Raw genomic sequence first — 18910 nt, forward strand, 5'->3', positions numbered from 1 at the left:
TGCCCGGGTCCTTTTGGGACCCGGGCATTTTTTCATCCAGAGTGTTTACTCCAGGATGGTGACTTCCATACCGACTTCAAGTTGGCCGTTGCTATCGTTGACCAGATTCTGGCCGAACATCGCGCCGTCGGCTTCGGAACGGTATTTCTGCAACGTCGCCAGAGGTTCGCGATCATCGCTGCGCAAACCGGTTTGCGGGTCGATGGTGGTCAGAATGCAGCGTGAACAGGACTTCACCACACGGAACTCGACATCGCCGATGCGGATACGCTTCCAGGTGTCTTCGGCAAACGCCTCGCTGCCCTCGATCACCAGATTTGGTCGAAAACGCAGCATTTCCAGCGGTCGCCCGACCTTTTGCGACAGGTCTTCCAGGGACGCCTGCCCGATCAGCAACAGCGGGAAGCCATCAGCGAACGCCACTTGATCGTCTTCCCGGCCATAGCCCGCTTGCGTGGTGCGCGCGCGATCCAGAGGAATTTGCACCAGGCGCGTCGACTTTCCAATGAACTCGCTGACCCAGGCACCGGCCTCATCACCGGCATCGGGCACCCGCAGACTGTCTTTGAAGATCGTCACGCCGCGCAGTTCAGCGTCGCTGGTTGGCAATGCAATGTCGATGGCTGCGCGTCCGGGAGCACTGAGGGTCAATCCGCCGTCGGCATTCCACAACGCCGACAACTGACTCATTTGCCCCACTGCGCGCTGGGTCAGGAAACGCCCGCTGGCCTCGTCCACCAGCATCCAGCGTCGATCACCGTCCAGTCCCAGCTTGTCGAGGCTGACCTGTTGCAGGGTCTCGCCCTTGCCGGATTTCAACGGATAACGGTAAAGCGCGCTCAGACGCAGCATGGCCAGCTCCCTGGTGGGCAAAAAACGCCACCCTATACGAGCTTGATCGCCAAATCAAAGGCTGAAAACCGCTCCGTGTTTACCTTGTGGGAGCGGGCTTGCTCGCGAACGTGGTTAAACATTCAACATTTATGTCGACTGTTCCGCCGCCTTCGCGAGCAAGCCGGCTCCCACAGGTTGACCGTGGGTAACCGTTAAATCGTGATCAGGCCGGCACTTCGTCGAGCATCAGGCGCTGGCGAACCACGTCGACGAGTTTGTCCGGCTGGAACTTGGAGAGGAAGTTGTCGCAGCCGACCTTCTTGACCATCGAATCGTTGAAGCTGCCCGACAGCGACGTGTGCAGCACCACGTAGAGGCCGCGCAGGCGCGGATCGTTACGGATTTCGGTGGTCAGGCGATAGCCGTCCATTTCCGGCATTTCCGCATCGGTAAAGACCATCAGCAGTTTGTCAGTCATCGACACGCCGGTATCGGCCCAGGCCTTGAGCATGTTCAGCGCCTTCAAGCCGTCGCTGGCAATGTGCATCTTCACGCCCAACTGGCCCAGGGTGTCGCGCAATTGCGACAAGGCCACGTTGGAGTCGTCCACCAGCAGCACTTCACGGCCACGGGCGCGTTCCAACACCGGATCGTCGAGTTTCTCGCGCGAGACCTTGGCGTTGTACGGCACGATTTCGGCCAGGACTTTTTCCACGTCGATGATTTCCACCAACTGATCGTCGACCTTGCTGATGGCGGTCAGGTAGTGCTGGCGGCCGGCGCTGGCCGGTGGCGGCAGAATGGCTTCCCAGTTCATGTTGACGATGCGGTCCACGCCGCCCACCAGGAACGCCTGCACCGAGCGGTTGTACTCAGTGACGATGATCGTGCTTGTAGGGCTGGGCACCAACGGACGCATGCCGATGGCCTGGGACAAGTCGATCACCGGCAACGTCTGGCCACGCAGGTTGACCACGCCGCATACAAACGGGTGCCGCTGGGGCATCAGGGTCAGCTTTGGCAGCTGCAACACTTCCTGCACTTTGAAGACGTTGATCGCGAACAATTGCCGACCGGCCAGCCGGAACATGAGAATTTCCAGGCGGTTCTCACCCACCAGTTGCGTGCGTTGGTCTACCGTGTCGAGAATGCCGGCCATTAATGACTCCTGGGCTTGTACTGATGAATTCACTAAAGAGGGTTATCGGCTGTTTTCACCAGACCTTGACCCTGGGACAAAATGCCACGATCGGGCATTGATGTCACATTAACATCATGCTTTACTGGCGCTGTGATTTCATCTGCTTCATTCCCTGCGGCGCGACCTCGGTTTGCACGTTAGGTTCCCCTGTGTAAGGGATTCCCCTAGTAACAATCAGGCCCAACCTGATATTCGCAATATCCAATAGCCATTAATGTGACGCCATTCTCATTGCATGAACGGAGTCAGGCTTTTGTGTGCGATCGCAGGTAAGTGGCCATCCACCTTCTCGAGTTCCCCAGCCTGCGCCCAGGCCTGCCGGAGCGCGATCTCATGCCGGCACGGCAGCGTCGAGACGTTGGACATCTTCGTCGACACACACGACATCCCCTCATTTGACATGACGTTGTGGAGATAAGCATGCCGAACGACCCTAAACTGTGGGCTCAGCGCTTTCCGGAGTTCCTCGTCGAGGCGGAAACTCTCCTGGCCAAATCGGAGGAGTGCCTTAGCCACCTGCAGTTGATCAGCAATGACAAAGACGCAATCGATTGCATGCTCAGCAGCCTCCTCAAACTGGCCAGCAAAGCCGATGCCCTGGCACTGGAAGCGGTGTCTGAATTTTCGCTGCACATCCATGGCTTGTTGAACCACGCTCAAAGCCACATGGAGCTGCATGATCAGGCCTTGGGCGCGCTGAAGGACTGCTTCACGCTGATGGCCTGGCAACTCGAACTGATCGACCAGACCACCGGCCAACTCAGCCTGGATGACAGCGAACAGACTTCGCTGATCGAAGCCTTTGCGTTTCAGGTCGGACAAAGTCATTTTCAATTACCGGTTAATTCCAAACCGTTCACGCTCGTTTCCTATTCGGAGCGCCAGGCTTAATTCGTCCGATAACAATGCCGTGTTGCGTATTCTTATTGCCATGACGCCGCTCAAAAACTTGAGTGCGCTCATGTCGCAATTGAATATTTCATACCTGTGAACGACAGTTCGATACGAATAACTATTTCCCCCGCCAAAACTTTTTCCATTGTAGAACTATCGTCCAAAACCTTTATTCCTGACCGGATAGACATATATAGCGAACGCGACCGACGGTATCTTAAGTGGTATTATGCCGACCATTAGTTGACGTCAATTAATGGCAAAGTGACTTCAGATGAGATCGGCCGATTATATCGCGGCTGTAGTTTCAACCCTGAAGGGCACTGCTAAGACAAGTCACTACAGATTTTCAGACAGAGACCCGTCAACCACGATGGCCGGTCTGCCCGCAGCGAACATCCATTGGCTCCATCCGCTATGTACGCCAGTCTCAAGTCAATCATCCTATGGCCACCCTCCCAAAAAAACGCGCGACGTTTTACGCTTCTGCTGTGTACCGGCTCGGCACTTGGCAGCTTGCTGGCGTTCAGCCTGTCTGTTCCACTGCCGGTGAGCCTGCTGCTCCTCAATATGGCAGCACTGGCCTGCGTCTGGGTACAACATGGCCTCTCACGTAAATCAATAAAATTTCATCCACAAGAGCTGGCGGACCGTCTACTGGAAGTACAGGAACACGAACGTCACCGACTCAGTCGAGAACTGCATGACGACATCGGTCAATTATTGACCGCTGCAAAACTTCAAAGTGAATGGCTCAAACGCCGGATGCCGGAAGACATGCAAGGCCAGTGCTCAGTGCTTTGCGACACGCTGGATGAAACCCTGGCCAAGGTTCGTGATGTCTCGGCCATACTCAATCCAAGGCAGTTGGCCAGTCTCGGGCTGGAGGCCAGTTTGCGTGCTCATCTGCTCAAGACCCTGGCTAATACTTCGGTGCACTGGAGCCTGGAATGCCATCAACGCTTGACCGGCATTCCTGAAGAAATGGCGGTGGCCGCCTTTAGAATCACTCAGGAAGCGGTGACCAATATTCTTCGCCACGCCGAAGCGAATAACCTGTTGATCCGCCTGCAACGCATGCCCCAGGGACTCGCGCTGTTGATCAGCGACGATGGCCTGGGGTTCGCGCCAGCAGCCGACCCCGGTCGAGAGGGACAGCGTGGAATGGCCGGGATGGTGGAACGGATCGATCAGTTGGGCGGTACTCTGGTCGTGACCAGCGAACCGGGCAAAGGCACTCAAATCGAAGCACTCTTTCCCTGGGCACCCCGTGCGCTCGAACGGGCCAGTACGAATAAGGTTATGCATTGACTTGTAACTTACTTCTGGTGGATGACCACTCGCTTATCAGGGCCGGCGTGCGCGCTCTGGTGCTGGATATTCCCGGCTATGCGGTTATTGGTGAGGCCAATGACGGTTCGCAGTTACTCGAGATGGTCGAGAAACTGGTGCCTGACATTGTTCTGCTGGATATCTCAATGAAAGAGACCAGCGGCCTTGAGGCCTTGCAACGACTCAAACGGGTGCGCCCGCAAAGCAAGGTGCTGATCCTGTCGATGCACACCGATCCTGCACTGATCATGCAGGCGCTTGAGTCCGGTGCTCATGGCTATTTGCTCAAGGACACCACGGCCACCGAGCTGGAACACGCCCTGGATGCCTTGCGCAACAACGAACGCTACCTGAGCCCGGCCATCGCCCACACGGTCATCAACCAGGCACTGATCCGCAACCAGAAACACCAGCCCGAGCCTGCGGACTCGCACAACCTGACGGCCCGTCAGCTGGAAATCCTGCGACTGATCGTTCGCGGCAAATCCACCCGGGAAATCGCCAATGGCCTGGGCCTCAGTATCAAAACCGTTGAAACCCACCGCTCGCAGATCATGAAGCGCTTGCAGATCTACGACGTGGCCGGCCTGGTGCTGTTTGCCGTGCGCGAGCAAATCATCAGTCTGGACGATTAACCGCTCTCGAAGCGCTCAGCAGCGGCGAGTTCTCCGGCAAATGCACACGCAATGCCGCTGGGCGCGCCGAGAATCGCAGGCTCTCGCCCTCAATAGGTTCGCCATCCAGGTTGATGTAGAGGCCTTCGGAGACCTTGATCTCGACCCATGGCAGGCGAGCTCGCACAAACATGTTGTCAATGCCGAAGCCATCGGCCAGCAATGTTTTCAGCGTGCCGACCACTTCCTGCGGCGCAGGCAAGATGCTGATATCCAGCAGGCCATCGTCAGCCAGCGCCTCCGGGCATAGCACATGACCACCGCCCGCCTGCCGACCATTGCCGATACCCAAGGCCAATAGCTCACCGCTCCAATGAAAGTCCGGCCCCTGCAACTCGCCGTAGGCAGCATGCAACTCGCTGAAACGCGATAAGCCAGTGAACAGATAAGCTGCGCCGCCGAGGACTTTTTTCAGGTCTTCCGAGGTGTTCGCCGTGACCTGGCTACCAAAGCCGCCGGTGGCCATGTTCAAAAAGACCTGCCCGCCCACCTCACCCAGATCGATAGCGTGCGGGGCTGCTTCCAGAAGGTCCAGCGCCAGAGCGGGTTCCAGCGGCACACCGGCGGCGCGGGCAAAATCATTGGCGGTGCCCAACGGCATCAACACCAGGCTGGCCTGCGTCGAATGCGAGGCCATGGCTTCGGCGATATCACGCAACGTGCCATCACCGCCGCCGGCAATCAGTTGCGTATAGCCTGCATTCAGCGCCTCTTCCACCAGCCGCTGCGCGTCACCTGCCTCCCAGGTCACTCGGACCGCCAGCTCCCAGCCCTGCTGGCGCTTGTCGTCGACGGCCGCGCGGACCTCCTCGTTGAGTGCCTGCTTGCCATGCAGAATCAACAGCGCCTTGCGCTCACTCATTATTGTCGCTCCCATGTTTGGAATCCGTATGGGAGATGTTGACCTCACCAGCCCCTATAAAAGTCGCATGGATTTGATTTTTTTTACGCGTGCAGCCTTGAGGTCCTACAGGGCGGGACATTTTCTTACAAGATGTACGGAATCGGCTCAATTGACCAACCTTGGCGATTGGTACACCTTGGTCTCCGCAGCATCAGTCATCAACATTAAACACACAGGGATGTGCAAGCCATGAGTAGACCCTCTTCAAGGGCCATACAAAGCGCAATCAACAAAAGTGTCGGCCACCCCATGGGCATCCAAGCAAGGAGCGTTTCAGCCCATGCAAAGTCATGACATCAGGTTACCGATCAGCCAGGTCGCGCCATTGGCAGACAATCGCGCCAATCACCAGGCTGAATTCAATAACAGCGCAAAGCCCGCCGGAGGAGCTGACATGGAACCTCGCGTCATTGAACTCGAGACACACCTCAAATACATCCGAAGACACATGGAAGAGGTCCGTGGTGATGTGAAATCCATCAAACACCGGCTGGCCTATTCCGCAGGTGGAATAGCCGTAGTCCTGGGGCTGTTGGGCTGGATCGCCAACAGCCGCTTCGATCAGGTCGTTTCACTTCTGGCCCGTTAATCGTTAGCCATGCACGCAAGCCGCTGCACGATCGACCAGGGCTTGCGTGGCAAGGCTGTACCCAGAATCAGCTCAGGACTTCGCTCAGCGGAATGAAGTTAACGTAATCACCTTCGATCAACGTGTGGTCTTCCAGCACTTCAACCAGACCATCGGCCCAGGCAGCACTGCGAAGCACCCCAGAGCTCTGATTCTTGTAGATAATTGCCCGACCATTCTCCAGCCGTCCACGCAGATACTCTCGGCGATTGCCTGCCTTGGGCCATTCGAACCCGGCCGGCACCTGAAACTTCAACGGTTCAACCTCTTTCACGCCTTGGCGACGCAAGAGATAGGGCCTCGCCAACAAGGCAAATGTAACCAGCGTCGATGCCGGGTTGCCGGGCAAACCAATCACAGGAACGCCGCGAAAGTGCCCGAACGTCAGCGGCTTGCCCGGTTTGATGGCGAGCTTCCACAGGGTCAACTCGCCCTCTTCGCGCAAGGCAATGCCAAGGAAATCGGCCTCTCCTACAGACACGCCGCCAGTAGAAAGGATCAGGTCGACATCTTTCAACTCGCCAAGGCGGGCGCGGGTGGTCGGTAAATCATCTGGAAGAATTCCGGCATCGATCACTTCACAGCCCAAGTGCTGCAACCAACTGCACAGCAACACGCGATTACTGTTGTAAATCTGTCCCGGCCCAAGGGGCTGGCCCGGTTCAATCAACTCATCGCCGGTAGACAGGACCGCAACACGAACCTTGCGAACCACGTCCAGTTCAGCGCATCCCAGCGACGCCGCCAGCCCCTGTTCGATAGGTCCTAGACGTGTTCCAGCCGGCAAAACAAGTTCGCCAACGGTGGTTTCCTGGCCTTGTGGCCGGATGTTTTGACCCGGAGTCATCGTCTCGATAAAACGGACGCGCTCATCCGCCTGGACCTCGGCGTTCTCCTGCATCTCGACGCAATCAGCACCCGCCGGCACTGGCGCACCGGTAAAGATCCGGGCGCAGGTACCTGGCTTCAGCGGTTCGGGAGCCTGGCCGGCAAAAATCCTCTGGCTGACCAGCAATGGTTCTCCCGTCCAGTCAGCAATGCGCAAAGCGTAGCCGTCCATGGCACTGTTCGGCCAGGGCGGCAGATCAAGCGTCGAGACCAGGTCCTCGGCCAGTACACGTCCTTCAAGCTGCGCCAACGGCAAACGTTCACGCTCATGTATCGTTGATGCCTCAGCCATTTCCAGCAAACGCGCCAACGCCACCTCGACCGCCATCAAGCTGCCGGTTTTACCAGGCTTACCCACGGGATTCACAGGGTGCCGCCTGTTTCAGGTGAGTCACAAAATTGCAGGGACGGTGCCGCGAATCCAGCTGTTCAGCGAGGATGCCATCCCAGCCAGTACGCACGGCGTTAGTCGAACCCGGCAAGCAGCAAACCAGCGTGCCATTGGCCAAACCGGCCAAGGCTCGGGACTGAACAGTCGACGTACCAATGTCCGCGACCGAAATTTGTCGGAACAGCTCGCCAAAACCATCGACTTGCTTGTCCAGCAGACAGCTCACCGCTTCTGGCGTGCTGTCGCGCCCCGTGAACCCGGTACCGCCGGTGATCAACACCACCTGCACGACATCGTCGGCAATCCAGTTGGCGACTTGCGCGCGAATTTTGTAGAGATCATCTTTAAGCAAAACCCGAGCGGCCAGGTTGTGACCGGCAGCGCTCAAGCGGTCGACGAAGACCTGTCCTGACGTATCGGTTTCCAGGGTGCGGGTATCGCTGACAGTCAACACCGCGATGTTAAGCGGCGCGAAAGGTACTTCAGCCTTGGCTTTCATAGGCTCGTCCAGTTGTAGGATAAACAGCCCGGTGTTATATCACAGCGCCTCGTTTTTTCGCCGCCCCCATGGAGACTTGCCATGATCTCGAATACTCAATTGCCGCCCTGCTCCATTCTGCTCCTGGCAGGTGGCCGAGGCCAACGCATGGGCGGCCAGGACAAGGGTTTGCTGGAATGGCATGGCGAGCCGCTGATAGCGCACCTGCATCGCAAGACCCGCGAACTGAGCGATGACCTGATCATCTCCTGCAACAGGAACATGGAAAAATACGCGCCGTACGCCGACCAACTGGTCCATGACGATGAAGGCGATTTCCCGGGACCCTTGGCCGGTATTCGCGCCGGCCTCAAGGCCGCACGCCACCCCTATCTGCTGGTGTTGCCTTGCGACGTGCCGCGCATCGATGCGGCACTGCTCCAGAGCATGCGCGAAACTGCCCACCAGCATCCGGACAACCCGCTGATGCTGCGCCATGACGATCACTGGGAACCGTTGCTGTGCATCATCCCCGTGGTGCTCTCGGCGGATTTCGAACAGGCATGGCACGAAGGCGAACGCAGCCCGGGACGCCTCATGCGCAAACTGGGCGTTACGGCCCTGCAATGCCCCGACAACGACCCGCGGCTGGCCAACCTCAACACGCCAGAGCTGTTAAGCACACACCACACTGTGTCAGACTGACACGAGAAGGAACTTGCGCGCGTTGTATACGTCTCAAGCTCAGTAACCAAAAGAATTCATATTCGGAGATACACTCATGACTCAACGGACCCTCGCCACTTTCATGCTCGCACTGGGCCTTGCGACCCTCGCCGGTTGCGCATCGCCTACAGTGATCACCTTGAATGACGGTCGCGAAATCCAGGCCGTCGACGCGCCAAAATACGATGACGAATCGGGTTTCTACGAGTTCGAACAGCTGGACGGCAAACAAACCCGCATCAACAAGGATCAGGTTCGTACCGTTAAAGAGCTGTAATCTTTACGGCACCACCGGATACAGAAAAGCCCGCTTTATAGCGGGCTTTTTCGTGCCTGAAGCATTGTGATCACCATTGCAGGGTGATGGTGCTCTCGAATTCACGTTGCTGGCCGGTGACCGGATCGACAAATCGCAATCCCTGGGCCAGCAGCTTCAAGGGATTGGCATAGTCATCCTCAACATCCTTGAGCACCTGCGGGTAGAACGGGTCGTTACAGATGCTGGCACCCAAAGCGGTCATGTGCACCCGCAACTGATGTTTTTTGCCGGTCACCGGGTAAAGTCCATAACGCCAGAAATCGCCGTTTTTCTCACGAACCTCGACTGCCGTCTCGGTATTACTGACGCCCGGCCCCTCCTGCATGCGAAAGAATGGCTCGCCATCGACCAGCCGACTTTTATGAACCAGTGGAAAGGTGAGTTCAGGCAATGCGCGAGCGATGGCTTCGTAGCGTTTTTCGATTTGGCGTGTAGGAAATAATGACTGGTAAGCCGAGCGGCTCTCGGGGTTCGCTGAAAATAACACCAGTCCCGCCGTATGCCGGTCAATGCGATGCAAAGGCACCAGATGCGGGTTATCCAGTCGACGGATCAACCGTCGCAACAACGTCTGCTCCACGTATTCGCCAGCAGGCGTCACTGGCAGAAAATGCGGCTTGTCCGCCACCACCAGGTGGTCGTCGGCGTACAGGATCGATTCGACCACCGGGATCGGTTTTTCGTCCGGTACTTCACGGAAGTAATGAATCCGCAGGCCTTCCTTGTAACGCAGGTCAAGGGCAATCGGTTGACCTTGCCCGTCAAGCACGCGACCGCGAGCAATTCTGTCCAGCCATTGTTCACGACCGATGGCGCTGAAGTGTTCGCACAGGCAATCGAGCACGGTCTGCCACGGACCCGGCGGCAAGTAGAGCGTGCTGGCCTGATTGTGTGCAGCAGAAAAAGATGAAGTGGACATTCGAAAGCTCTGACCCTCAATGCAGGGCAGCATTATCCAACAGTGGCCGGAACGAACCTAGAAGAGAATCCTCAAGCCGGAATCTGCGCGCGCGCCGCCGCTTCAGTGAACTCCTTGAGCCAGCGCAACACATCGACCGCTTCCCAGCGACCGGGATCATAAAGCGCATACAGCAAACCCTGGTAACCCACGACATCGAGCTGGCGGTGATAACCCGCGCGCTGGAACAATGCTTCGATTTCGGCAAAACAGGTATTGAAGTGCAGTTTGTTGAAAGGGGTTTTTCCTTCCAGGACCAGACCATCCAGACGCAGCTCGAGGACCGCCTCGCGCACAACATCGACCGACATCCGGTTCACGGTGTTTTTCAATTGTTCGACATTGACCACGATGTATCCCTCTCACGCCCGGAACTGCCTGCTCAAAACTGAATACCAGAAGAAAACGGCAACATTACGAATAACTGTATGCGCATACAGTATCGAAGAGCATCGGTTAAGCCAAGGGGATAAATCGCAAAGTTCGACAGACGGGACTTAGCTACCAAAAAATCTGTTTAACGCAGGAACGCTACCACCTCATCGGCACTGAATGGCCAGCCCAGCTCCGCACCGGTATCAACCCGCCGCAACACCGGAATACGTAAGCTGTAAGCTTCATACCATGTTTCATCGTCAGCGATATCTACCAGTTCCACCAGCAGACCACGTTCGACAAACTCCATCAGCATGGCTTCTGCCACTTCACAGAGATGGCACCCAAGGGTGCCGAACAGCTGACATTCAGGAAGCATGAGCGCTCAACCTAAAAAATTAAGTCCCTATTCTAGGCCTGCCCCGAAAAGCCGTCGAGACGTTGAATTTTCTGACCTGGAACACAATTCCCGATGGCGACGGCAAAACCCTGATGCATATCAGTCGCTTCAGAAGCCATTTACACGATGCTCAGGTTTTTTTTACCTCTACGCTTGAATAGCCAGCCCTATCACCGGAGTTATTAGTGTTCGCCAACCTCTTGATCATCCTCGCTTCCTACCTGGTGGTGATTGCACTGTTCCAGCGCCTGCGTTTGCCACCGGTGCTGGGCTATCTGTGCGTGGGCCTGATGATCGGGCCGACGGCGTTCAACTGGGTGAATGAAAGCGACGAACTACCAGACCTTGCCGAGCTGGGCGTGGTGTTCCTGCTGTTCTCCCTTGGGCTGGAGTTTTCCCTCTCGAAAATGATTGCGTTGCGTAGGGTGGTGTTCGGACTCGGCAGCCTGCAAGTGCTGGGGACGGGGATAGTGCTGGGCGGCTTGTTGATGCTGCTCGGCATGGCGACAACGCCTGCGTTGTTACTCGGTGCCGGTCTTTCACTGTCTTCCACAGCCATTGTCAGCAAAGAGTTGAGCAGCCTCGGCGAGATTTTCAGCAGCCACGGCCAGAATGCCATCGCCGTGCTGCTGTTCCAGGATGTGGTGGCGGTGCTGCTGCTGACCCTGGTGCCGGTGTTCGCCGGCAACAGCGATCAGGCCTGGTACTGGGCATTGCCGATCACATTGGGCAAGACCGTTCTGCTGTTCGTCGGTCTGCTGATGGCCAGCCGCTGGTTGCTGCCCCGCCTGTTTCATGAGGTCGCCGCCGCCCGCTCTCCAGAGTTGTTCGTGCTGCTGGCCCTGGTCATCGTTTTGCTGACAGCGTGGCTGACTCACCTGCTCGGCCTCTCCCCTGCCCTGGGTGCATTTCTCGCCGGTATGCTGCTGGGGGAAAGTCATTATCGGCATCAGATCGAAGCGGACATCCGCCCGTTCCGCGACATTTTGCTCGGGTTGTTTTTCGTCAGCATCGGCATGCTGATCAACTTGCAGCTGTTTGCCAGCCACGGCCTGATGATCCTCGGCCTGACACTCGGGTTACTGCTGATCAAGGGCACAGTGGTCGCGCTGTTGGTCAAATGGCGCGGCAGCGACGGCGAGACCGCTTGGCGCAGCGGCCTGGCATTGGCTCAGGGTGGCGAGTTCTGCTTTGCGCTGATGGCACTGATGCAGCAAAACAAAATGATGCCCGCCGACTTTGGAGGTCTTCTGCTGGCCGCGACATTCTGTTCAATGCTGGTAACGCCGTTGTTGCTGCGTGCCGCACCTCACCTTGCGACACGCCTGCATCGCAACCCCAACGAAGAAGTAAAACTGGCAGAAATCAGCGCGCTCAACGCCGATTTGCACAATCACGTCGTGATCTGTGGTTATGGTCGCGTGGGTCAGTCCATCGGCCGCGCGCTGCGCAATGCGTTGCAACCTTACCTGGCACTGGACACCGACCCGGTGCGTGTCCAGGAAGCCGCCGTGGGTGAAAACTGCGTGCATTACGGTGACTCTCGGCGCGGTGAACTGCTGCTGGCGGTAGGCCTGTCGCGTGCCAGGCTGCTGGTGATTGCCGTGGACCAGACTGACATCGCGCTGCTGATTCTCCAGGAGGCGCGCCGATTGAGCTCAACGATTCCGATCCTGGTACGCACTCGGGACGACAGTCAACTGGCCGAGTTGAAAGCGGCCGGCGCCAGCGAAGTCGTGCCCGAACTGCTGGAGTCGAGCCTGATGCTCGCCTCCCACGCCCTGATCATGCTGGGTTTACCCGCGCATCAGGTGCAGGAGCGGGCCGACCAGATACGGCATGATCGCTATCGTCTGCTGCACGGTTTTTATCCCGGGAGCGGCGATGAAGAAAAGTGAGTCAGTCCTGGCTCACGGCGCCGATCTTGTGCACCGACAAGTCCGCGCCGTAATACTCCTCTTCCTGGCTCAGGCGCAGACCATGCAACGCCTTGATCGCGCCATACACCACAAAACCACCGAGGAGCGCCACGATCACGCCCAAAGAGGTCCCGATCAACTGGCTGATCAGGCTCACCCCGCCCAGACCACCCAAGGCGCTCTGGCCGAATATGCCGCAGGCGATTCCACCCCAGACACCGCACAAGCCATGCAACGGCCAGACACCCAGCACATCATCGATGCGCCATTTGACTTGAGCAGCGGTGAAGCACCAGACAAACAAGGTCCCGGCGATCACGCCTGTGATCAGTGCGCCCACCGGGTGCATCAGGTCGGAACCGGCACAGATCGCCACCAGCCCGGCCAGCGGACCGTTATGCAGGAACCCCGGGTCATTGCGCCCCACTATCAGCGCCGCCACAGTGCCGCCGACCATGGCCATCAGCGAGTTCACCGCGACCAATCCGCTGACGCCTTGCAACGTTTGTGCGCTCATGACGTTGAAGCCGAACCAGCCGACGATCAGGATCCACGAACCCAGTGCCAAAAAGGGAATGCTCGACGGTGCGAACGCCACCAATCGCCCTTCGCGATAACGCCCTTGCCTTGGCCCGAGCAACAACACCGCCGCGAGCGCCAGCCATCCGCCCATGGCGTGCACCACGACCGAACCTGCGAAGTCATGGAAGCTGGCGCCAAATTGTTCCAGCAACCAGGCCTGCAGCCCGAAATTGCCGTTCCAGATCATGCCTTCAAAGAACGGATAGATGAACGCCACGATCAGCGCCGTCGCACACAACTGCGGGACGAACCTGGCGCGCTCGGCGATGCCTCCGGAAATGATCGCCGGAATCGCCGCCGCAAAGGTCAGCAGGAAAAAAAACTTCACCAGCCCATAGCCGTGATCGGCGTTGATGACCGCCGCCGGTTGCATGAAGGTGACCCCGTAGGAAATCCAATAGCCTATAAAGAAGTAGGCGAGGGTCGAAATGGCGAAGTCGCTGAGGATCTTCGACAAGGCATTGACCTGATTCTTTTGTCGAACCGTGCCGACTTCCAGAAAGGCAAAACCGGCGTGCATGGCCAGAACCATGACAGCACCGATAAGGATGAACAACGTATTGGAGCTATGGACCAGACTGTCCACAGCGCTTTGCAGATTTTCCATGGGGTTGGCAGACCTGAAGGCTAAAAAAGCACCAAAGCGGTTCGCGCAGGAAGTCAGTGCACCAAGTTGCGGCCCGCCGGATCAAGGTGTTGATCGCGATGAACCGCTTTGGCGCACAAGGCCGATACCCTGACGCGCGTTTTAATTGTTTGAATCAGGGTTTTCCTGAAATCATGCCCGGCAACAGCGCAACGACGCGGGCTGACGCACCATGACATAGCAAAAGTTGTACCAGTCATTTGTACTGAACCTTCACACAAGGCTCATACTCGAACGCTCAGAAGCCACTTACGGAGATCACCAATGGCCAGCATCAAAGCAAAGACTGCTCAAGAAATCCTCATGAACGATTTTCAAACACTGGTGAGCGACACCGAACGGTTGCTGGAACACACCGCAACCCTGGCCGGCGATCAGGCCGATGAGCTGCGCAGCCAGATCCACGACAGCCTGCTGCGTGCCCGCGAAACCCTGAAGCTCACCGAAGATTCTCTGCGCGAACGCGGCCAGGCTGCCGTTACCGCTGCCGAGGACTACGTGCAGACCAATCCATGGCAATCGGTCGGGATTGCGGCGGGCGTCGGCTTTTTGATTGGCCTGCTGGCCACTCGGCGCTGATATGTCTATCGGTGAATCCAGCTCGTCCGCGACGGGCACAAGCTCCTCATCGCGGCGCCTGGGTGCCGCTTTTCTTGGACTGTTGCACAGCCATGTCGAATTGTTTGGCATCGAGTTGCAGGAACAAAAAGCGCGTACCGTAAGCCTGTTGCTGTTCGCAGGCCTGGCGCTGGTGTTTGCATTGCTGTTGCTGGTGGGATTGTCGACGCTGGTGCTGATCCTGTTTTGGGACACCTACCGTTTGCCAGCAATCATCGGGCTCTGCGTGTTCTACACCTTGGCTGCAATATTCTGTGGGATGCGCCTGAAAGCGGCGATTTTCGACGAGTCCTCCCCCTTCCACGGCACCCTGGAAGAATTGGCCAACGATAGGGAGCGTCTGCTGCCATGAGCCTGCCTGAACTGCCCCATAACAGCTCGCGCACCGAAATGCGCAAGGCATTGATACGCCTGCGCATGGAAATGCATCGCCAGGAAATTCGTCACGAATCCGCGCAGCTGCTGCAACCCTTGAAGCGGGTACGCGGGATGACACAAAACCTGCACGACGGCTTCGGCATCAAGCACGCCCCGCTCTGGGGCATGGCGGCCGTGACGCTGCTCGGTTTTCTGACCGGTAAAGGCGCCAAGAGCGGCGGTACCAGCAGCCTGACTCGGCTGGTTCGCCTGGGCACAACGCTCGGGCCCTTGATCAAGTTGGTCATGCAGGGTTCTTCGCGCAAAGACTGAATAGCCACTATCTGGCTGCATTCTTGCAACACCACCGGGATTAACCTCTTTATCGAGAGGTTCAATCCTGTGTGCCTACCCGGTAAGCGGGTTAATCCAAAAACAAGACCTTACTAAGGAGGCCTCGTGATCGACGGGCAACCGCTCGCCTGCTTTCAGCCATTTATCGATACCGCCACGGGCCGTATTGCGGGTGTGGAAGCGCTGGGTCGACTGCGTCAGTCCGACGGTCAACTGGCCTCGGTAGGACCGCTGTTCGCCGATCCGCGAACCCCCGCCATCGCCCTTCGTCGTCTTGATCGCCAGATACGCGACAACGCTCTGAGCCGTCTGCATGAAGCGCCTGCGGACTGGTTTCTGAGCCTGAACATCTCACCGCGCTGGATCAGCCGTTTACGGCAGGACCAGGCGCTGCCGAGCCTCAAGCAAATGAGCCGGCACAACGTCGATCCGCAACGCGTCGTCTTTGAGATCACTGAACTGGGCGGCAACATCCAGCGCTTGGCCGAGGTCGTGGCCCGTTACCGACAGGCCGGGGCACGGATCGCCATCGATGATTTCGGTGCCGGCTACTCACAACTCGATCGCGTGCTGGCCTTGCAACCGGACATTCTCAAGCTCGACATGCGATTGTTCCAGGCCGCTGCACTGGGCGGCCCCAGTAGCGACGTGGTGAAGGCCCTGGCGCAAATGGCCGAGAAAACCGGTTGCTGGATCATCGCCGAGGGAGTTGAAACAGACGCTCAACTGAATTTCGCCCTGGAATGCGGTTCACGTTACGTGCAGGGGTTTCTGTTCGCCCGGGCGCAGGCAGACTTCTTTGCCACCGACGCCTTTGTCGAACGTTTCGCACAACTGCGCCAGCGTTATGTTCAGCAGAAACTGGGAGAGCGCGGACGACTGATGATCATGCGCCAGCAACTTTGCGAGTTGATGGCCATCCTCCAAGCCTGGGCCCTGGCCCGCGCGCCACTGAGCGCGCTGCCACAGCTGCAGGCATTTCCCTGGCTGTTGCGTTTCTATCAATGCGACCGTCACGGCACCCAATTGACGCCCAATCTGGAGTGGCGCAACAACGGCTGGGAAGCCGATAACCGCTACCTGGGCCATAACTGGTCGTGGCGGCCCTACTTTTATCACCTGCTGGCCGAGGGCTGGGACGAGCGGCGCCTGACACTGTCCACGACCTACCGCGATGCCACCAGTAATCAGTACTGCCTCACCGCCGGGCAATTTTTCGACAACGGCGAGCGACTGCTGCTCATCGACATCGACGCCGCCGGGCTCTAGTTCCGCTTGCAGGCACCGGCATGAACCCGGAAGCTAGAGGCTCAGTCACCTGACGGAGAGTCCAGCCTTGGATTGGCAAACCCTGCTTACCCGCGAACGCCTCGGAAAGCCTCTGCATAGCCCGGAAGAACTCGGCCGCAGCCCTTTTCACAAAGACCACGACCGCATCATTTTCTCGGGTGCCTTTCGCCGCCTCGGACGCAAGACTCAGGTTCATCCGGTCACCAGCAACGATCACATTCACACGCGCCTGACCCACTCGCTGGAAGTCAGCTGCGTGGGCCGGTCGCTGGGCATGCGCGTCGGCGAAACCATTCGCAGCGCCCTGCCCGACTGGTGCGAACCGAGTGACCTGGGGATGGTGGTGCAATCGGCTTGCCTGGCCCATGACATCGGCAATCCGCCCTTCGGGCACTCCGGCGAAGACGCAATCCGACACTGGTTCCAGCAGGCCGCGGGTCGTGGCTGGCTGGACGGCATGAGCGAAGTCGAACGCAACGACTTCCTGAACTTTGAAGGCAACGCCCAAGGCTTCCGGGTACTCACCCAACTTGAATACCATCAGTTCGACGGTGGCACCCGGCTGACCTACGCCACGCTGGGCACTTATCTGAAGTACCCGTGGACGGCAAAGCATGCCGATTCATTGGGCTACAAGAAGCACAAGTTCGGCTGCTATCAAAGCGAACTCCCGCTGCTGGAGCAAATCGCCCTTAAACTCGGCCTGCCGCAACTGGAGGAACAGCGCTGGGCGCGCCATCCGCTGGTGTATCTGATGGAGGCCGCGGACGACATTTGTTACGCGCTGATCGATCTGGAAGATGGCCTGGAGATGGAGCTGCTGGAATACGCCGAGGTCGAGTCTTTGCTGCTCGACCTGGTGGGTGACGATCTGCCGGAAACCTATCGCCAACTGGGCCCTCAGGATTCGCGCCGGCGCAAACTGGCGATCCTGCGAGGCAAGGCCATCGAGCACCTGACCAATGCCGCCGCCCGGGCCTTCGTCGAGCAACAGGACTCGTTGCTGGCAGGCACATTGCCCGGTGATCTGGTGGAGCACATGCATGGTCCGGCCAAGCGCTGCGTGTTGAATGCCAAGGACATGGCACGCAAAAAGATTTTCCAGGACAAGCGCAAGACGCTGCACGAAATCGGCGCTTACACCACCCTCGAAATCCTGCTCAACGCGTTCTGTGGTGCCGCACTGGAACAACACAACGGTCGAACGCCGTCTTTCAAGAGTCGCCGTATCCTCGACCTGTTGGGCAATAATGCGCCCGATCCTCACGGGCCTTTGCACACCTCGTTCCTGAGAATGATCGACTTCATCGCCGGGATGACCGACAGCTATGCCAGCCAAATGGCCCTGGAAATGACCGGTCGTTCAAGCCACGGCTGACAGTGCATCGATCAGCCACGCCATATTTTTTGCATGGCTGATCGATTTTTTGCGTATTTTTCAATTCAATCCCGACGTCAACAGAATTGCCCTACACCTTGTGCAGAGCCGACTGATCGCCTGAGCGGTCTGATCGCGAAATAATCATGCTCCCTCTGCTCCATAGATGAAGCATGAAAAATCTTATGTCTGAACAAGATTGGCGCATCCTGCTGGTGGAAGACCATCCCTTTCAGCTCAGGGCAACCCAATACCTGCTGGAGAGTTATGGCTTCACGCAACTCACCGCAACTGACAGCGCCGAAGCCGCCATGCAGCAAATGCTCAAGGCGTCGCAACCCTTCGACATCCTTCTGTGCGACCAATGCCTGCCCGATCTTCCGGGCCTTGATTTGATCGAATTCGCCAGTCAACGGGGAATGATCAGAATGGCAATACTGCTGAGCAGTCTGACAACCCTTGAATTGGACGGTCTTGAAAAAATGGCCGGCGAACACGGACTGCCCTTGTTGGGTTACTTGATCAAGCCCCTGAAACAATCAGACTTTAGAAACTTATTGACCTCGGCCCATCTATAAAAAAACACAACAAAGTATTACTACGAAAATATTCAAGCACGTATGTAAAAGCTTTAAACCGATCTTTCCTACCCGCCGAACATACATACAAGAACTGAACGGATCCTCATGCAAAACCTAGTTGATCCGTAGTCCGATTCTTTTTACGCCGTAGGATTTGTCCTATATTGCCCCTATAGGTCCGTC

Annotated in this window: 22 protein-coding genes; 13 read left to right on the forward strand and 9 right to left on the reverse strand. The window is 57.5% G+C overall.

The genetic code is table 11. The features are described 5' to 3' along the window. Positions 1-45: 45 nt before the first annotated feature. On the reverse strand, positions 46-852 hold the full coding sequence (locus tag ACA060_RS20020) for an MOSC domain-containing protein (protein ID WP_497312746.1): 807 nt from the start codon (positions 850-852) through the stop codon (positions 46-48). A gap of 205 nt (positions 853-1057) precedes the next feature. After that, positions 1058-1993 carry a chemotaxis protein CheV gene (locus ACA060_RS20025; protein WP_109633560.1) on the reverse strand — a complete coding sequence of 312 codons (936 nt, stop codon included), beginning with the start codon at positions 1991-1993 and terminating at the stop codon, positions 1058-1060. 462 nt (positions 1994-2455) lie between these two features. Between ACA060_RS20025 and ACA060_RS20030 the strand changes: the two genes are divergently transcribed. The 3 genes from ACA060_RS20030 (at position 2456) to ACA060_RS20040 (ending at position 4896) form a co-directional block, all read left to right on the forward strand. Next, entirely contained in the window at positions 2456-2926 is a 471-nt protein-coding gene (locus tag ACA060_RS20030) for a hypothetical protein (RefSeq protein ID WP_497312748.1), read from the forward strand. 420 nt (positions 2927-3346) lie between these two features. Next, positions 3347-4240: a sensor histidine kinase gene (locus tag ACA060_RS20035; RefSeq protein WP_497318310.1), complete on the forward strand. Its 894-nt coding sequence runs from the start codon at positions 3347-3349 to the stop codon at positions 4238-4240. Continuing rightward, positions 4237-4896 carry a response regulator transcription factor gene (locus ACA060_RS20040; RefSeq protein ID WP_109633565.1) on the forward strand — a complete coding sequence of 220 codons (660 nt, stop codon included), beginning with the start codon at positions 4237-4239 and terminating at the stop codon, positions 4894-4896. Before ACA060_RS20035 ends, ACA060_RS20040 begins: the two co-directional genes overlap by 4 nt. Here the strand turns inward: ACA060_RS20040 and yegS are convergent. Then, the gene (gene yegS / locus ACA060_RS20045; protein WP_497312750.1) at positions 4880-5797 is read right to left on the reverse strand and encodes a lipid kinase YegS; all 918 of its coding nucleotides are present in this window, start codon (positions 5795-5797) and stop codon (positions 4880-4882) included. The genes ACA060_RS20040 and yegS overlap by 17 nt on opposite strands. Before the next feature lie 322 nt (positions 5798-6119). On the opposite strand from yegS, the gene ACA060_RS20050 reads away from it, so the two are divergent. Further along, complete coding sequence (locus ACA060_RS20050; RefSeq protein ID WP_109633570.1) at positions 6120-6428, forward strand: hypothetical protein; 309 nt, start codon at positions 6120-6122, stop codon at positions 6426-6428. Positions 6429-6495: 67 nt separating this feature from the next. Here the strand turns inward: ACA060_RS20050 and ACA060_RS20055 are convergent, their stop codons facing one another. Together ACA060_RS20055 and moaB are read right to left on the reverse strand one after the other, a co-directional pair. After that, positions 6496-7722, reverse strand: a complete 1227-nt coding sequence (locus tag ACA060_RS20055; RefSeq protein WP_497312752.1) for a molybdopterin molybdotransferase MoeA — start codon at positions 7720-7722, stop codon at positions 6496-6498. Then, a complete protein-coding gene (gene moaB, locus ACA060_RS20060; RefSeq protein ID WP_497312754.1) occupies positions 7706-8245 on the reverse strand; it encodes a molybdenum cofactor biosynthesis protein B in 540 nt (179 codons plus the stop codon). The genes ACA060_RS20055 and moaB overlap by 17 nt, the downstream gene beginning before the upstream one ends. Positions 8246-8326: 81 nt before the next feature. Between moaB and mobA the strand changes: the two genes are divergently transcribed. After that, complete coding sequence (gene mobA, locus ACA060_RS20065; RefSeq protein WP_497312756.1) at positions 8327-8929, forward strand: molybdenum cofactor guanylyltransferase MobA; 603 nt, start codon at positions 8327-8329, stop codon at positions 8927-8929. A 76-nt stretch (positions 8930-9005) separates the two neighbouring features. Continuing rightward, a complete protein-coding gene (locus tag ACA060_RS20070; protein WP_109633577.1) occupies positions 9006-9227 on the forward strand; it encodes a YgdI/YgdR family lipoprotein in 222 nt (73 codons plus the stop codon). Positions 9228-9297: 70 nt separating this feature from the next. Here ACA060_RS20070 and ACA060_RS20075 read toward each other — a convergent pair whose 3' ends face one another. From ACA060_RS20075 to ACA060_RS20085, 3 genes are all read right to left on the reverse strand, one after another. Next, positions 9298-10188 (reverse strand): pseudouridine synthase, encoded by an 891-nt coding sequence (locus ACA060_RS20075; RefSeq protein ID WP_109633578.1) that lies wholly within the window; start codon positions 10186-10188, stop codon positions 9298-9300. A gap of 71 nt (positions 10189-10259) precedes the next feature. Next, a complete protein-coding gene (locus tag ACA060_RS20080; protein ID WP_497312759.1) occupies positions 10260-10577 on the reverse strand; it encodes a transcriptional regulator in 318 nt (105 codons plus the stop codon). A gap of 167 nt (positions 10578-10744) precedes the next feature. Continuing rightward, entirely contained in the window at positions 10745-10981 is a 237-nt protein-coding gene (locus ACA060_RS20085) for a glutaredoxin family protein (protein ID WP_497312761.1), read from the reverse strand. Positions 10982-11187: 206 nt separating this feature from the next. Between ACA060_RS20085 and ACA060_RS20090 the strand changes: the two genes are divergently transcribed. Beyond that, the gene (locus tag ACA060_RS20090) at positions 11188-12900 is read left to right on the forward strand and encodes a cation:proton antiporter (protein WP_497312763.1); all 1713 of its coding nucleotides are present in this window, start codon (positions 11188-11190) and stop codon (positions 12898-12900) included. Between the two features lies 1 nt (position 12901). Here the strand turns inward: ACA060_RS20090 and ACA060_RS20095 are convergent, their stop codons facing one another. Next, positions 12902-14110 carry an ammonium transporter gene (locus ACA060_RS20095; RefSeq protein WP_497312765.1) on the reverse strand — a complete coding sequence of 403 codons (1209 nt, stop codon included), beginning with the start codon at positions 14108-14110 and terminating at the stop codon, positions 12902-12904. A gap of 303 nt (positions 14111-14413) precedes the next feature. On the opposite strand from ACA060_RS20095, the gene ACA060_RS20100 reads away from it, so the two are divergent. The 6 genes from ACA060_RS20100 (at position 14414) to ACA060_RS20125 (ending at position 18724) form a co-directional block, all read left to right on the forward strand. Continuing rightward, positions 14414-14728, forward strand: coding sequence for an ElaB/YgaM/YqjD family protein (locus ACA060_RS20100; protein ID WP_109633587.1), 315 nt, complete (start codon positions 14414-14416; stop codon positions 14726-14728). A gap of 1 nt (position 14729) precedes the next feature. Beyond that, complete coding sequence (locus ACA060_RS20105) at positions 14730-15119, forward strand: phage holin family protein (RefSeq protein WP_109633588.1); 390 nt, start codon at positions 14730-14732, stop codon at positions 15117-15119. Then, positions 15116-15457 carry a hypothetical protein gene (locus ACA060_RS20110; RefSeq protein ID WP_109633591.1) on the forward strand — a complete coding sequence of 114 codons (342 nt, stop codon included), beginning with the start codon at positions 15116-15118 and terminating at the stop codon, positions 15455-15457. Before ACA060_RS20105 ends, ACA060_RS20110 begins: the two co-directional genes overlap by 4 nt. Before the next feature lie 126 nt (positions 15458-15583). Then, positions 15584-16747 (forward strand): EAL domain-containing protein, encoded by a 1164-nt coding sequence (locus tag ACA060_RS20115; RefSeq protein WP_109633592.1) that lies wholly within the window; start codon positions 15584-15586, stop codon positions 16745-16747. Between the two features lie 67 nt (positions 16748-16814). After that, the gene (locus ACA060_RS20120) at positions 16815-18146 is read left to right on the forward strand and encodes a deoxyguanosinetriphosphate triphosphohydrolase (protein ID WP_109633594.1); all 1332 of its coding nucleotides are present in this window, start codon (positions 16815-16817) and stop codon (positions 18144-18146) included. Positions 18147-18331: 185 nt separating this feature from the next. Further along, positions 18332-18724: a response regulator gene (locus ACA060_RS20125; protein WP_497312768.1), complete on the forward strand. Its 393-nt coding sequence runs from the start codon at positions 18332-18334 to the stop codon at positions 18722-18724. Positions 18725-18910 lie beyond the last annotated feature (186 nt).

The organism is Pseudomonas sp. LBUM1671, from assembly GCF_059695685.1.

Excerpts from the sequence above, each read along its gene's own strand:
- mobA (WP_497312756.1), top strand. The coding sequence starts at position 8,327 with ATGATCTCGAATACTCAATTGCCGCCCTGCTCCATTCTGCTCCTGGCA.
- ACA060_RS20085 (WP_497312761.1), bottom strand. The coding sequence starts at position 10,981 with ATGCTTCCTGAATGTCAGCTGTTCGGCACCCTTGGGTGCCATCTCTGT.
- ACA060_RS20035 (WP_497318310.1), top strand. The coding sequence starts at position 3,347 with ATGTACGCCAGTCTCAAGTCAATCATCCTATGGCCACCCTCCCAAAAA.
- ACA060_RS20075 (WP_109633578.1), bottom strand. The coding sequence starts at position 10,188 with ATGTCCACTTCATCTTTTTCTGCTGCACACAATCAGGCCAGCACGCTC.
- ACA060_RS20095 (WP_497312765.1), bottom strand. The coding sequence starts at position 14,110 with ATGGAAAATCTGCAAAGCGCTGTGGACAGTCTGGTCCATAGCTCCAAT.
- ACA060_RS20100 (WP_109633587.1), top strand. The coding sequence starts at position 14,414 with ATGGCCAGCATCAAAGCAAAGACTGCTCAAGAAATCCTCATGAACGAT.
- ACA060_RS20105 (WP_109633588.1), top strand. The coding sequence starts at position 14,730 with ATGTCTATCGGTGAATCCAGCTCGTCCGCGACGGGCACAAGCTCCTCA.
- ACA060_RS20030 (WP_497312748.1), top strand. The coding sequence starts at position 2,456 with ATGCCGAACGACCCTAAACTGTGGGCTCAGCGCTTTCCGGAGTTCCTC.
- ACA060_RS20070 (WP_109633577.1), top strand. The coding sequence starts at position 9,006 with ATGACTCAACGGACCCTCGCCACTTTCATGCTCGCACTGGGCCTTGCG.
- ACA060_RS20110 (WP_109633591.1), top strand. The coding sequence starts at position 15,116 with ATGAGCCTGCCTGAACTGCCCCATAACAGCTCGCGCACCGAAATGCGC.
- yegS (WP_497312750.1), bottom strand. The coding sequence starts at position 5,797 with ATGAGTGAGCGCAAGGCGCTGTTGATTCTGCATGGCAAGCAGGCACTC.
- ACA060_RS20050 (WP_109633570.1), top strand. The coding sequence starts at position 6,120 with ATGCAAAGTCATGACATCAGGTTACCGATCAGCCAGGTCGCGCCATTG.
- moaB (WP_497312754.1), bottom strand. The coding sequence starts at position 8,245 with ATGAAAGCCAAGGCTGAAGTACCTTTCGCGCCGCTTAACATCGCGGTG.
- ACA060_RS20025 (WP_109633560.1), bottom strand. The coding sequence starts at position 1,993 with ATGGCCGGCATTCTCGACACGGTAGACCAACGCACGCAACTGGTGGGT.
- ACA060_RS20125 (WP_497312768.1), top strand. The coding sequence starts at position 18,332 with ATGTCTGAACAAGATTGGCGCATCCTGCTGGTGGAAGACCATCCCTTT.
- ACA060_RS20020 (WP_497312746.1), bottom strand. The coding sequence starts at position 852 with ATGCTGCGTCTGAGCGCGCTTTACCGTTATCCGTTGAAATCCGGCAAG.